This is a genomic window from Mesorhizobium sp. M1A.F.Ca.IN.020.03.2.1, assembly GCF_004023205.1.
Classification (GTDB): Bacteria; Pseudomonadota; Alphaproteobacteria; order Rhizobiales; family Rhizobiaceae; genus Mesorhizobium.
In genome coordinates, this window is the sequence record NZ_RZSV01000168.1 from 1 (window position 1) to 12584 (window position 12584).

14 protein-coding genes and 4 pseudogenes are annotated in these 12584 nt (G+C 65.1%); 13 read left to right on the plus strand and 5 right to left on the minus strand.

The features are described 5' to 3' along the window. On the plus strand, positions 1-661 hold a 661-nt coding region (locus EOA79_RS22775), incomplete at its 5' end, for a class II D-tagatose-bisphosphate aldolase, non-catalytic subunit (RefSeq protein ID WP_164893918.1). A 9-nt stretch (positions 662-670) separates the two neighbouring features. Here EOA79_RS22775 and EOA79_RS22780 read toward each other — a convergent pair. Next, a complete protein-coding gene (locus tag EOA79_RS22780; RefSeq protein WP_095776664.1) occupies positions 671-1210 on the minus strand; it encodes an Lrp/AsnC family transcriptional regulator in 540 nt (179 codons plus the stop codon). Positions 1211-1258: 48 nt separating this feature from the next. Here EOA79_RS22780 and EOA79_RS22785 point away from each other — a divergent pair, with 48 nt between their 5' ends. After that, the gene (locus EOA79_RS22785) at positions 1259-2440 is read left to right on the plus strand and encodes an MFS transporter (RefSeq protein WP_095823884.1); all 1182 of its coding nucleotides are present in this window, start codon (positions 1259-1261) and stop codon (positions 2438-2440) included. Between the two features lie 59 nt (positions 2441-2499). Next, complete coding sequence (locus EOA79_RS22790; protein WP_066989003.1) at positions 2500-2922, plus strand: GNAT family N-acetyltransferase; 423 nt, start codon at positions 2500-2502, stop codon at positions 2920-2922. Here EOA79_RS22790 and EOA79_RS22795 read toward each other — a convergent pair. Next, entirely contained in the window at positions 2919-4034 is a 1116-nt protein-coding gene (locus tag EOA79_RS22795) for an anhydro-N-acetylmuramic acid kinase (RefSeq protein ID WP_095823883.1), read from the minus strand. The genes EOA79_RS22790 and EOA79_RS22795 overlap by 4 nt on opposite strands. A 212-nt stretch (positions 4035-4246) precedes the next feature. On the opposite strand from EOA79_RS22795, the gene EOA79_RS22800 reads away from it, so the two are divergent. Further along, complete coding sequence (locus tag EOA79_RS22800) at positions 4247-4936, plus strand: SDR family NAD(P)-dependent oxidoreductase (RefSeq protein ID WP_095823882.1); 690 nt, start codon at positions 4247-4249, stop codon at positions 4934-4936. Between the two features lie 34 nt (positions 4937-4970). Continuing rightward, positions 4971-5075: pseudogene (locus EOA79_RS22805) on the plus strand (ABC transporter permease); the annotation flags it as partial. Here EOA79_RS22805 and EOA79_RS32945 read toward each other — a convergent pair. After that, entirely contained in the window at positions 5063-5200 is a 138-nt protein-coding gene (locus EOA79_RS32945; protein WP_164748294.1) for a hypothetical protein, read from the minus strand. The pseudogene EOA79_RS22805 and the gene EOA79_RS32945 sit on opposite strands and share 13 nt — an antisense overlap. Positions 5201-5305: 105 nt before the next feature. Between EOA79_RS32945 and EOA79_RS22810 the strand changes: the two genes are divergently transcribed. Then, on the plus strand, positions 5306-6325 hold the full coding sequence (locus EOA79_RS22810; RefSeq protein ID WP_095823943.1) for an isopenicillin N synthase family oxygenase: 1020 nt from the start codon (positions 5306-5308) through the stop codon (positions 6323-6325). A 243-nt stretch (positions 6326-6568) separates the two neighbouring features. Here EOA79_RS22810 and EOA79_RS22815 read toward each other — a convergent pair. Beyond that, positions 6569-6812: pseudogene (locus EOA79_RS22815) on the minus strand (2-oxo-hepta-3-ene-1,7-dioic acid hydratase); the annotation flags it as partial. Positions 6813-6926: 114 nt separating this feature from the next. Then, positions 6927-7182 (minus strand): annotated as a pseudogene (locus EOA79_RS33225) (5-carboxymethyl-2-hydroxymuconate isomerase); the annotation flags it as partial. Positions 7183-7371: 189 nt separating this feature from the next. On the opposite strand from EOA79_RS33225, the gene hpaR reads away from it, so the two are divergent. The 7 genes and pseudogenes from hpaR to EOA79_RS22855 all read left to right on the plus strand — a co-directional run. Further along, positions 7372-7776, plus strand: a complete 405-nt coding sequence (gene hpaR, locus EOA79_RS22825) for a homoprotocatechuate degradation operon regulator HpaR (protein WP_245322302.1) — start codon at positions 7372-7374, stop codon at positions 7774-7776. A 60-nt stretch (positions 7777-7836) separates the two neighbouring features. Further along, positions 7837-8052: pseudogene (locus EOA79_RS22830) on the plus strand (aldehyde dehydrogenase family protein); the annotation flags it as partial. Between the two features lie 18 nt (positions 8053-8070). Then, positions 8071-8583, plus strand: a complete 513-nt coding sequence (locus tag EOA79_RS22835; RefSeq protein ID WP_245322301.1) for a VOC family protein — start codon at positions 8071-8073, stop codon at positions 8581-8583. 160 nt (positions 8584-8743) lie between these two features. Beyond that, positions 8744-8965: a hypothetical protein gene (locus EOA79_RS22840; RefSeq protein ID WP_095823881.1), complete on the plus strand. Its 222-nt coding sequence runs from the start codon at positions 8744-8746 to the stop codon at positions 8963-8965. Positions 8966-9064: 99 nt separating this feature from the next. Beyond that, positions 9065-10465: an SWIM zinc finger family protein gene (locus tag EOA79_RS22845; RefSeq protein ID WP_095823880.1), complete on the plus strand. Its 1401-nt coding sequence runs from the start codon at positions 9065-9067 to the stop codon at positions 10463-10465. Continuing rightward, positions 10462-11907 carry a DUF5691 domain-containing protein gene (locus EOA79_RS22850; RefSeq protein WP_095823879.1) on the plus strand — a complete coding sequence of 482 codons (1446 nt, stop codon included), beginning with the start codon at positions 10462-10464 and terminating at the stop codon, positions 11905-11907. The genes EOA79_RS22845 and EOA79_RS22850 overlap by 4 nt, the downstream gene beginning before the upstream one ends. 19 nt (positions 11908-11926) lie before the next feature. Continuing rightward, on the plus strand, positions 11927-12584 hold a 658-nt coding region (locus EOA79_RS22855), incomplete at its 3' end, for an AAA family ATPase (RefSeq protein WP_164893919.1).

Sequence of the window (12584 nt, forward strand, 5' to 3'; positions counted from 1 at the left end):
GGCCTTCTCCCGTCTCGGCCTCGATGCCGCTTTTGCCCGGGCTGTCGGCGTCGTCGTTCAGCCCGGCGTCGAATTCGGCAATGCCGACATCATCGCGTATGCGCCCGAGAGGGCGACGAAGCTGGTCGCGGCCCTGGAAAGCCAGCCGCAATTCGTCTTCGAGGCGCATTCGACCGACTATCAGCCCGCGGAAGCTTTGGCCGCGCTCGTGCGCGACGGCTTCGCCATCCTCAAGGTCGGCCCCTGGCTCACCTTCGCGTTGCGCGAGGCGCTCTATGGCCTGAGCCACATCGCCGACGCGCTCGCGCCCGATCCCTCGCGCGAAAGCTTGCTGGCCGCGATGGAACGCATCATGCTGGCCTCGCCCGGCAATTGGCAGAAATATTATCCGGGATCGCCTGACGAGCAGCGCCTGCAGCGGCATTTCTCCTTCAGCGACCGCATCCGCTACTACTGGCCATTGCCCGACGCACAGCATGCGACCGAAGCGCTGCTGGCGGCACTCGGCAAGCGTGAAATTCCACGCCCCCTGATTAGCCAGTATCTCGGCCATCTCGATGCCGAGGTCGGCGCCGGTCGGATCACGCCGACCGCGCATGAGCTTCTGATTGCCAGCGTCACGCGCGTCCTCGATACCTATCGCAGCGCCACGATCCCGTAAGCCGGCGGATTAGTAGACAGGCGTCGCCATATGTTTGGGTGCCGGCCATTCGGCCGTGATCTCTGGCTGGACCGGCCGTTCGAGATAGGTTGAAAGCACCACATAGCTGCGCGTCGAGACCACGCCCGGCGTCTCGTAGATACGAGACAGCAGGCCTTCCAGCGCCCTTGTGTCCTCGGTGCGTACCTTGAGCAGCATGCAGGTGTCGCCGGCGACCGAATGGATCTCTTCCACTTCCGGGCATTCCGAGATCGCCATCAATTCCGGCGTCTTGCCCCAGCCCCTGGTATCGATGTGCACGAAGGCGAGCAGCGGCTTCTTCACCGCCTTCGGATCGATGATCGCCGAGGTGGCGCGGATGGCGCCGCTGCGCCTGAGCCGCTTCACCCGCTCATGCGCCGCCGGTGGCGACAGGCCGACGCGATCGCCGAGCTCGGCATAACTGATGGTCGCATCGTCGACCAGAACGCCTAATATTTTTCGGTCGATCGGGTCGACCTCACGGGTTGGCTGCTTGTTCCGCTGAACGTCATCTGTTTCTGAGTCCATTTGGAAATTCTCCATTGATGCTGAATTCAATTCGGTCATTATGGAGATATGTCGAACAGTGATCAATCAGCGATTCTGACTGCGGCGTCCCGTGCACCGATCCCGGCCGCAGCCTACCTGCTCACCGGGTGCATCGCCGTCATCGGCTCCAACTCACTGGTTCTCGGGCCAATAGCGCCCGCCGTCGCGGCATCCTTCGCGGCAAGCGTGCCGGCGGTGATGACGGCCGCCGCTGCCTTCGGCCTCGGCACCTCGGCCAGCGCGCTTTTTCTTGCCCGCTATATCGACCGGATCGGCGCCCGCCGCATGCTGCAGGGCGCATTGCTGTTGCTTGCGCTGGCGCTGGTGGGCAGCGCGCTCGCGCCGACGGTGGCGGCGCTGGTCGCGGCCCAGCTCGTTGCCGGCATCGCTGCTGGCGTCGCCATGCCGGCGATCTACGCCAGCTCCGCAGCGATCGCGCCGCCCGGCCGCGAGAGCGGAACGATCGGCGTCGTGCTGACCGGCTGGACGCTGTCCATGGTCGCCGGAGTGTCGCTGTCGGCGGTGCTTGCCGATCTGATCCATTGGCGGGCCGTCTTCGCCGCTGTCGCGGTTCTCGCCGCAACCGCTGTTGCCGGCCTGTCGGTCAGCTCGCTGCGCGACACCAGGAAAAGCGGTCCGGCACCGTCGCCGCTCGGCGCGCTGGCTGTGCCCGGAATCCTGCCGCTGCTGATCGCCTGCGGCGCCTTCATGACCGCCTTCTATGGCGTCTACGGCTATCTCGGCGATCATCTCCATGAAGGTCTCGGCGAGCCGGTCAGCGCCAACGGGCTGGCGGCGATCGCTTACGGGCTCGGCTTCGGCGCGGCGGCGCTGCTCGACGGCGTCATCGACTGTCTCGGCGCCCGTCGGGTCATGCCCTTCGCCTATCTGCTGGTCGCCGCCGTCTATGTGGCGATCGCCTCGGCCAGCGGCACCTTCGGCCTGCTGATGGCGACGATCGCCGTCTGGGGCCTTGCCAACCATTTCGGGCTGAACGTTCTGGTGATGCGGCTCACCGCGCTCGACGCCGCGCGGCGCGGCACGATCATGGGCCTGAACAGCGCAGTCACCTATTTCGCCGTAACCGTCGGCACCGCCGGTTTCGGCCCGCTCTACACCGCCCTCGGCTTCGCCAACTGCGCCCTGGTCGCCGCCTTGCTGATGCTGGTGGCGGCATCGGCCGCGGCGTGGCGCTCTGCCCGGCAATAGGCTTGCGTGTCGCTTCGCTCCTTGGCTAAGGCTGGCTTCCGAACCGCACCGGAGCCACCATGAAGATGACGCTCGAGATCACCGCCGAGCCCTTGCCGCAGGATCTCGCCCGTGTCGGCGAGGGCTTGACCGCCTTCAACGACAGCGATGTCGGTGCCTCGGGCCGGAAGACGCTCGCCGTCTTCGTTCGCGACGACGCCGGCGCGATCGTCGCCGGCATTTCCGGTTACACCGCCTGGGGCTGGCTCTATGTGCAATGGCTCTGGGTCGACGAAACCTGGCGTGGCCGGCACATCGCCGCGAGCATGCTGGACGCAGCCGAACGGGAAGCGCTGGCGCGCGGCTGCCAGGCCGCGTGGATCGACACTTTCAATCCGACCGCGGCCAAGGTCTATCAGCGCCAGGGCTACCAGCCGTTCGGCACGCTCGCCGATTTTCCGGTCGGCCGCAGCCGCATCTTCCTGCAGAAGAAGTTGTCTTAACCCGCGAGCTTTCCACCGCGCATCGGCTGCGGCACCCCGGTGGTGCTCGGAAAGCTGATCGGCAGGCCGCGCAGCACGCGCACCGCGAGGAACGCGAAGCATTCCGCTTCGACCGCGTCGCCCTTCCAGCCGAGCGTCTCGGCTTGCACCACTTCGACGCCGGCACGCTGGCCGAGCATCGCCATCATGGTCGGGTTGCGGCGGCCGCCGCCGCTGACCGCCAGTCGTCTTGGCCGGCGCGGCAACAGATCGAGCGCCTTGCCGACCGCCGAGACGGTGAAAGCCGTCAGCGTCGCCGCGCCGTCCTCCGCGCCGAGCCCGTCGGCCATGGCCGCGGTGAAGTCGAAGCGGTCAAGCGATTTTGGGTAAGGCTTCGTCAGATACGGATGCTGCAGCAGCCGCTCTAGCCTTGCCTCGTCGACCGTACCCGCGGCAGCCAGTCTGCCGTCGCGATCCATCTCGCCGAGGCCCTTCGCCTTGATGAAATCATTGACCGGCGCATTGGCCGGCCCGGTGTCGAAGGCGACGATGTTGTCTTTGCCGTCCCACCAGGTGACGTTGCCGACGCCGCCCAGATTGAGCACCGCGGTGTCGCCGCTGGCGTCGGCCTCTTTGAGCAGCGCCGCATGATACGCGGCAGCGAGCGGCGCGCCTTGTCCGCCGGCCGCCACATCGGCCGTGCGGAAGTCATAGGCGACTTTGGTGCCAAGCAGGGCCGCCATCAGCTCGCCGTCGCCGAGCTGGCGCGTGCGGCCGATTCGTCGCGGCTGCGGGGCGCGATGCAGCACCGTCTGGCCGTGGAAGCCGACGACGCCGATATCGGCCATCGTCATGCCCTGGCTTTCGACCAAATCCCTGACCGCCGCCGACTGCGCGCGCGTCAGCGCCTCCTCCGCCTCGCGAAAAATCGTCGGCTCCGGCCCCTCGAAATTCCAGACGCGTGCTTGGCGCAGGGTCTCTTCGAGCAGGGTGCGGATCGATTGCGGGTAGGGGGCCAGTGTGTATGTGCCGGTGTCGGCGATGCGCTCGCCGTCGGTTTTAATCAGCGCCACGTCGATATTGCCGTCAAGCACCGTACCGGTCATCAGGCCGACGGCCCAGATTGGTTCCATGGTCGTTCCTCGAATCGCCGCTGGACCACGTGTCGGACGGATCGGCGCGACAGGCAAGTCTTTCGGATGCGCCGGGACCTCTCACCGTGCACCGCCTTTGTGTTCGCACTGCCAAAACGGAGCAACCTGGTCCTTGCCTCTTGCCGCCGAAGGAGCGAGCTTGTGCGATTATCGACCTCAACTGAACAACGCGTACTCGCAGGAGGAACGACATGGCCGCCGATGTCGCAGTGATCGCCGGCGCTGGAGCTGGCCTCAGCGCTTCGCTGGCGCGGCTCCTCGGCAAGCAAGGTTTTCACGTCGTGCTGGCCGCCCGCAATGTCGACAAGCTCTCCGCGCTGGTTCAGGAGACGGGTGCGCGGGCGGTGGAGACGGACGTGTCGGATGCCGCCTCCGTCGCGCGGCTGTTCGAGGCGGCCGACAAGGCCGGCTCCCTCGAAATTGCCGTCTTCAACGCCAGCGGCCGCACGCGCGGCCCGATCACCGAGCTCGATCCGGAGGCGGTCAAGCAGGCCCTGCTCGTCGGCGCCTATGGCGGCTTCCTCGTCGGCCAGCAGGCGGCGCGCCGGCTTGTTGCGCGCGGCTCCGGCTCGATCCTGTTCACCGGCGCCACCGCGAGTCTCAAGGGCTTCTCCGGCTCGGCCGGCTTCGCCATGCCGAAATTCGGGCTGCGCGGGCTGGCGCAGTCGATGGCGCGCGAGCTAGGTCCGAAGAACATCCATGTCGCGCATTTCATCATCGACGGCCAGATCGAGCCGCCCGGGCAGGCGGCCGAGCCAGACCGGCCGGATCGCCGCCTCTCGCCGGACGCGATCGCCGAGACCTATCTCGCAGTCCACCGCCAGCATCGCAGCGCCTGGAGCTTCGAGGTCGAGATGAGGCCCTGGGTCGAGACGTTCTGACGATCCATTCCACGAACCGTGCAATAACGCGCCCCGACGCGAGACCGGCGTCATTGCGGCGGTGGTGGTGCTGATCGTGCTGGTCTGCGGCATCCAGTGGTGTGACCGGCTGGTCGCGTGGCTGGATCATCGCGGATAGGCGAAACGCGAGAAGCGGAAGTCGAATGAACGCAATTTGCCGCGAAAACCCGGAAATTGAGCGGCGGCTTGCTCCGTTTGCAACGAGATTGGTTGGCGCGTTTCTTCACCTGCAATGACGCGCATGTCATCGTGCGGCGGGGTCGCCAGAGCAATTCCAGGAAAAGGGCGCAGCGGTATTCCGTCCGGACTTGCGAAAAACAATCGGTTGCCGCCAAGAGGAAGCTGTCCATGGCCAGAATAATCCCGGTGCTCGATCTCGACCGACTGGAGCAGGGCGAGTCGGAACTGCGGACCTTCTTGTTTGATCTGCGCACCGCTGCTCGCGATGTCGGCTTCTTCTATCTCAGCGGCCACGGCATAACGCAGCCGGACATCGACGCGGTGCTCGATGCCGCACGGCGCTTCTTTGCCTTGTCGGAGGCCGACAAGCTCGCCATCGAGATGGTGAAGTCGCCGCAGTTTCGCGGCTACACGCGCGCCGGCGGCGAGCTGACCAGGGGCAAGGCCGACTGGCGCGAGCAGCTCGACATCGGCGTCGAGCGCGCGACCATTTCGCAAGGGCCGAGCGTGCCGGCCTGGACGCGGCTGCAAGGGCCGAACCAGTGGCCGGCTGCGTTGCCCGAACTGAAGCCGGCGCTGCTTGCCTGGCAGACCAAGGCGACGGAGGTAGCCATACGGCTGCTCAAGGCCTTCGCGCTGTCACTCGATCAGCCGGAGGACGCCTTCGACCCGATCTATCGCGGCGAGCCCAACCACCGCATGAAGATCGTGCGCTATCCAGGCCGCGACGCCACCGGTGACGACCAGGGCGTCGGCGCGCATAAGGATGGCGGTTTCCTCACCCTTCTGCTGCAGGACGAGAACAAGGGGCTGCAGGTCGAATATGATGGCAACTGGGTGAATGTGGATCCGATACCGCAAACGCTCGTGGTCAACATCGGCGAGCTGCTCGAACTCGCCTCGAACGGGTATCTGAGAGCAACCGTGCACCGCGTCGTCACACCGCCGCCAGGCGTCGAGCGGATTTCGGTGCCGTTCTTCTTCAGCGCCCGGCTCGACGCGACCATTCCGCTGCTCGACCTTCCGCAGGAACTGGCGGCTGAGGCGCGCGGGCCGGCCAGCGATCCCGACAACCCGCTCTTCCGAAACGTCGGAACCAATGTGCTGAAGAGCCGTCTGAGGTCGCATCCCGACGTAGCCCGGCAGCACTATGCCGATCTTCTGGAAAAGGCAGCGGCGGCCGGCTGAGCTTTGCCGCTGCCCGCGCGATATTTTTTCGCCTTTTGGCCAGTTTTTGGAATTCAGTTCGTGGAAAATATACCGCAACCGCCCCAAATAGAGGCCATCGCTCGGTGTTTTCCTCCCATTGCGCCGGGCGATGTTCCCCTCTGAAGGTGATGACCTTCATTTCTTGGCCGGGCCGCTTTCGCGCCCGGCCTTTTTCTTTGGAGCAGCGCGCAGCTTGCAAATTCGCGGAGCGAGGATTGCCGGTCAGATCGCACCAAGGGGCCCGAAATCCGAGACGATCCGATCGCCATGCCGGCATTCGACCGGCCGGATGAAGGAGCCCGACAGCACCACCTGTCCGGCCTCGATTTGCATGCCGTACTGATGCAGCCGGTCGGCGAGCCACACAATGCCCTTGGCCGGATGATCGAGCACGCCGGCACCGAGCCCCGTCTCCTCCACCTCGCCGTTGCGACACGATGGCGCCGATCCAGCGCAGGTCTGCCTCGCGCGGGCTGGCGTGGCCGCGCTCCTCCAGCGCGCGCAGATAGATCGCGTCGCTGGTCTCGTCGCTCACCTGCAGGCCGAGCGTGTCGACATAGAACGCGCGCGATAACCCCTTGAAGATCGCCTCGCCGGTCCGCTTCTTCTCCTCCGCGCTGCGGCCCCTGCCGATGCGGAAGTTCATGTCGATGAAGCCGTTCTCGGACAGCCGGTCCGCGATCGCATAGGCATCTGCACGGAAGGCGCCCACCCGCGCGGCGCCGGGCTCGAACAGGCCGCGTCTCGAGGATGATGCGTGAAACGAGCGCGCAAAGCTCGCTCATCTCGACCTTCGCGTCGAGATTCGCCGAATATTCGATCCCCATGTGGGGCAAGGGCTTGGCGACCGAATGTCAAGTGCTTGGTCTCCATGTCGACGGGGTCGTCGGGGATGGGATTGCCGCTCTCGGAGAAATCGCGGATATAGCTGCGAGCGAGCGTTAATTTCTGTTGCGAGTCGTACTGGACTGTAACTTTTCGGAGAGTTGACTCTGCTGCCGCCCAGCACCCGCCGTTCCCTGCCCATGGCTCTGCTTCGCGCTCGTGAAGTGATCATGGCGCATTTTCGTCCGATGCTTGCTCGCCACGACATCACCGAGCAGCAATGGCGCGTGCTGCGCGTGCTTGCCGAGACCGGTCCGCTGGAAGCGACCGAGCTCGCCAACCGCGCCTCGATCCTGCCGCCCAGCCTCACCCGCATCATCAAAGCACTGGACGAGCGCGAATTCATCACCCGCAACAAGGTCAAGGATGACGGCCGCCGCGCACTGCTCGCCATCAGCCCGGCCGGCGTGGCGCTGATCGAGGAGCTGGCGCCCGAGCGCACCGCCATCCACGACGCCATCGAGAAGCGTTACGGCGCCGAGCAGCACGAACGCCTGCTGGACATGCTGGAAAGCCTGATCGAGTCGGAGTCAGCGCCAGACTGACCCGACTAGCCACCGAAACTCCCCAGCGCGCTGGGCTGCATGTAGTTGCGCCCGACATAGGGTCTTGCTTCTGCCGTGTGGACCTCGAAGCTCTCGACCGCGCATCGCATGGTGCACGCCATCAATGCCGGCGTCGTCCAGGTCAACACCTATGGCGGCGCCGACATCACGGTACCGCTCGGCGGCTTCAAGCAGTCCCGCTTCGGCAAAGACAAGTCGCTGCACGCGATCGAGAAGTACACCGACCTCAAGACGGCGTGGATAGCGCTCGGATAAGCTCCCCTCGAGGGGAGGGTGGCCGGACTTTTGGAAATGCTCGCCCAAGCCGGCACGGCCGGTGTCGGCGCCTGGTTGCGCCAAGGTATACCCGATGCGACTGTGCTGGGTCGCCGTTATCGACGCTTACGCGAGGCCAATCTGATGCTCCTGGCTGTCCATCATGTCGCAATCATCTCCAGTGACTATGAGACCTCCAAGCAGTTCTACACGAACAAGCTCGGTTTCGTCGTTCTGGCCGAAAACTGGCGCCCCGAAAGGCAGTCTTGGAAGTGCGATTTGCGTCACGGTCCCATCCAGATCGAACTGTTCAGTTTCCCTGATCCGCCAAGCCGGCCCAGCAGGCCCGAGGCCTGTGGATTAAGGCATATTGCATTCTCGGTCGCCTCGGTCGAGGCAACAGCCGAGCTGCTTCGGTCGCGAGACGTCGAGGTGGAGCCCATCCGAACAGATCCATACACGGGACGATTGTTTACCTTCATCGCCGATCCCGATGGACTGCCGATCGAATTTTACCAGGACGCTGTTTGACGGTGAGGAATTCGGCCGCGAAATCCGCCGGTTGCGGAACGCGAAGCGACTGGTGGAGGAGGCAGATGATGAAGTCAGGCTCGGAGAAGCTGGGGCACGACGCCAGCTGCCATCGGGACGGCGTCGGCAGCACCTAACCATCTTCGCCGCAACGGGGAAGATGAGTCATGCCTCGCCGGTCAGCCGCGCCGAGATGAGCCTCGCCGCCCTGATCGCCGCCTCGCCCGGGGGCCGCCACCGCATCGTCTACGCGCGAGACAGGGGAGGCGATGGACAGCGTGCCGATCGGCTGGCCGTCAGCGCCGAGGATCGCCGCGCCTATGCTGTGCACGCCATCCTGGTGGGTGCGCGCCTGACGATGAACAGGGCAACGCAACGTTAGACAAGACACCAACTTTTCAGCGGCTGGAGCTACACCAGCGCGCCGCAAACAGGTATCTATCGTCGCGACATCATGCTTCGGGGGTCATGAGGGAGCGGCTTGCAGCTGGATTTGAAAACAATCGAGGCGCTCGCGCCCGACCAGGCTTCGCTGGGCGCCGCCGCCAAGCTGACCAAGCGGTCCAACTGGCCCCGTCTCGAGACAAACGAACAGCTGGGCCTCATCTGGGGCGAATGCCAGGGCTCGGGAGCGAATCCCTACCGCGTCGCATTCGATGCCCGCGACCACGGCTACAAATGCACCTGTCCATCGCGAAAATTTCCGTGCAAGCACATACTGGGGCTGATGTGGATCGGCGCCACCGCGCCCGCCAGCTTCGATCGGGTCGACCAGACGCCGGAATGGGTCAATGACTGGCTCGGGCGGCGCCGCAAGTCGGGCCAGCCGCCGACGCCGGCGCCGGCAAGCGCGGAAAGCAAAAGCATCGACGAGGCGTTGCGGCCCGAGCAAAGCGCTGCCGTAGAAGACGCCGCGGCCGCCGAGCGCCGCGAGGCGGCGCAGCGCAAGCGCGCCGAGGACACGCGAAGTGCCGTGTCGGCAGCGCTCGACGAATTGGATCAGTGGGTTGCCGACCAGCTTCGGCTCGGCCTTGCCGGTTTTGTCGACGCCAGCAGCGAGCGCTGCCGCCGCATCGCGGCGCGGCTTGTAGACCTCAAGGCGACCGCTTTGGCCGGGCGTATCGACGAGCTGCCCGCGAAACTGATGGCGCTGCGCAGCGAAGAGCGGCCGGACGCCGCTATCCGAGAGCTGGGTAAGCTGGTGCTGCTCGCCAAGGCCTGGCGTGCCGCGCCCGACGATGCCGAGCTGAAGCGCCTGGTCTCGACATCCGAAACACGCGACCAGATCCTTGCCAATCCGGATGCCGTCAAGGTCGAGAGCGACTGGGAGGTGCTGGGTGAGAAGATCGAGGCCCGTCGCGACGGCCTGGTCAGCCACGCGACCTGGCTGCTCGATCTGAAAAGCCCAATCCCACGATTTGCCGTCCTCCTGGACTTCTTCCCGGCCTCGGCCGGGCGCCGCTCCGGCGCCTTCGCGCCGGGGGACCGCTTCAAGGCGAGGCTGGTGTTCTATCCATCCCGAATTCCGCTTCGCGCACTGGTCGCAGAACGCCTGGGCGATGCGTCGCCCGGCAATTGGCCCGATTTTGCTCCGAACGCTGCCGGCGATCCGCTGGCCGCCTATGCAGCTTTCCAGGACGGCGCGCCGTGGCTGTCCGACTGTCCGATCCTCCTGCCGGCGGGCGCGATCGCGCTGGACGAGAAGGATGGCGCCTGGTGGCAGGCGGCGAACGATTCGCATGGCATCGCCCTGCCAGTCGCCGGCTCCGTCAACCAGACCTTGCTTGGCCTCGATCTGACAGTCACGGCAGCACTGTGGAACGGCGCCAGGCTCGAGCTTCTGGCCTCGCAAAGCAGCATCGGGAGGCTCGATCTCTCATGAACGAGCTCGAGCAGGCAGGGCTGGCGAGGCTTCGCGACAACTGGATTTCGGGCGGCGCCGCTTTCGAATTGGCGCCCGCCGAATGGAAGGAGTTCGCGGCTGCCTCCAGCTCGGACGAGCAGGAACGTCGGCTCTTGGCGATCGCCGCGCAGGCGCTGGATGTCGCGCTTCGGCCGGCGGCGCCCAAAACCTTGAAACGCCGTCAGCCGCTGCCGATGCTCGCGCTGCCGATGCTTCCTGATTGGCTGCGACCGTTGCTGCGTGCCGCATTGAAATACGCCGCTGATGCGAGGCTCAAGACCCGCGTGGCCACACTCGTCGCCAGCCGAGGCTTCGTGCTGCATCCGATGGATTGGATGCCTGCTGCGTCGGATCAGGAAAGCCCAGATATCTATGCTCCCTGGGTCGACTGGCAAGCAGGCGCGGATGGCGACAGGCAGTCTCGACGAGGACAACTCACCGCTGAAACCTGGGATGATTTTTATCCTGCCGCGCGCCGTACAGCTTTGGTCGAATTACTGCGCACCATGCCTGTCTTGGCGCGGACGTTGATTGAGACCAAGGGAGCGAGCGAGCCGGCGGAGGTCAGGCTTGCGCTCGTGGAGCTGATGCGCTTCGGCTTGAGTGCCGATGACATTCCATTTCTAAAGAGCCTGTCCGCCGATCGCTCAGGCAAGGTGCGCGAAACGGCCGGCCGTCTCCTGGCAAGGTTGGGTGAACGTAGCGATCCAGCGGATGGCGTGTCGAAAGATCCGATAGCCGAGCTCGCCGCTTTCATTGAGGAAGGCAAATCCGGCTTCATCCGCCGCCGCACCACCTACACGCCGATAAAACCCAAGTCGCCTGCGCAACAGTCGCGTCGCGCCGACCTGTTCGCGTCCTGTTACTTCGGCGATCTCATCGCCCAATTCGGCAAGACTGAGCCCGATTTCATTGGCGCATGGCAGTTCGGCGTCGATGAGGGTGCCGATCTCTTTCTCGTTCGAATGATCGCGGTGTCCGGCAGCGATGCGGCGGTCGCCTGTTTGGCGGATTTGCTTGTCGCCGCCGGCGGCAGGCTGGCGCTTCTCGTCCTCCAGCTCATGTCGCGCTTGGACAACGGCAGGAAGCGTGTCCTGATCAGGCAGATCCTCGATGATGGGCAAAATCTGGCCGCGCTCAACCTGGTCGAAGGCGCGCAAGCAGGGTGGCTGGAATGGAGCGACCTCGCAAGGAGCAAGACGATTCCAGCGCTGCGTTCCGCCGTCTCGGGTGACAACGACGTCATGAAACGAAGCGCCGAGCAGTATCTCGAGACCCTAGGCTTTCTGGCCAATCCGGAGGCGGCGGAAAAATTGATCGACGAGGTGATCGCCGCCGGCCTGTCGCCCGCTTCCCCATCCCTCGGCCTGCTGCGGCTCAATGCGGCGCTGGCCGGAAACCCTTCGCAATCCGACAGATGATCAACCCGGAGAAGATCGCATGAACGCAGCCATCCGCCTTCCGGCCGAGCAGGTCTATGCCTCCGAACTGCAGGCGCTCGCGCGCCACGACGACCACCAGAAGCCTGCCGGCTGGAGCCTGTCGCCCAAGGCTGTCCTCACTTACCTGATGGGCGGCAAGGCGGGCGACAGCACGCTTATCACTCCGAAATATGTCGGACGTCGGCAATTGATGGAAACCGCGGTGGCGACGCTCGCGACCGACCGGGCGCTGCTCCTGCTCGGCGTGCCGGGAACGGCAAAATCCTGGGTCTCGGAACATCTCGCCGGCGCCATCATGGGAAACTCGACGCTGATCGTGCAATGCACGGCCGGCACCGACGAGAATCAGATCCGCTACGGCTGGAACTATGCGCAGCTCTTGGCGAAGGGGCCGAGCCAGGAGGCGCTGGTGCCGACGCCGCTCTACCGCGCCATGCAGGAAGGCAAGCTTTGCCGCTTGGAAGAGCTGACGCGCATGGGCTCCGACGTGCAGGACACGCTGATCACCGTGCTGTCCGAAAAGATGATGCCGGTGCCGGAGCTGAACACCTCGATCTACGCGCAGCGCGGCTTCAACATCATCGCCACCGCGAACAATCGCGACAAGGGCGTCACCGAACTCTCCTCGGCGCTGAAGCGCCGTTTCAATGTCGTGG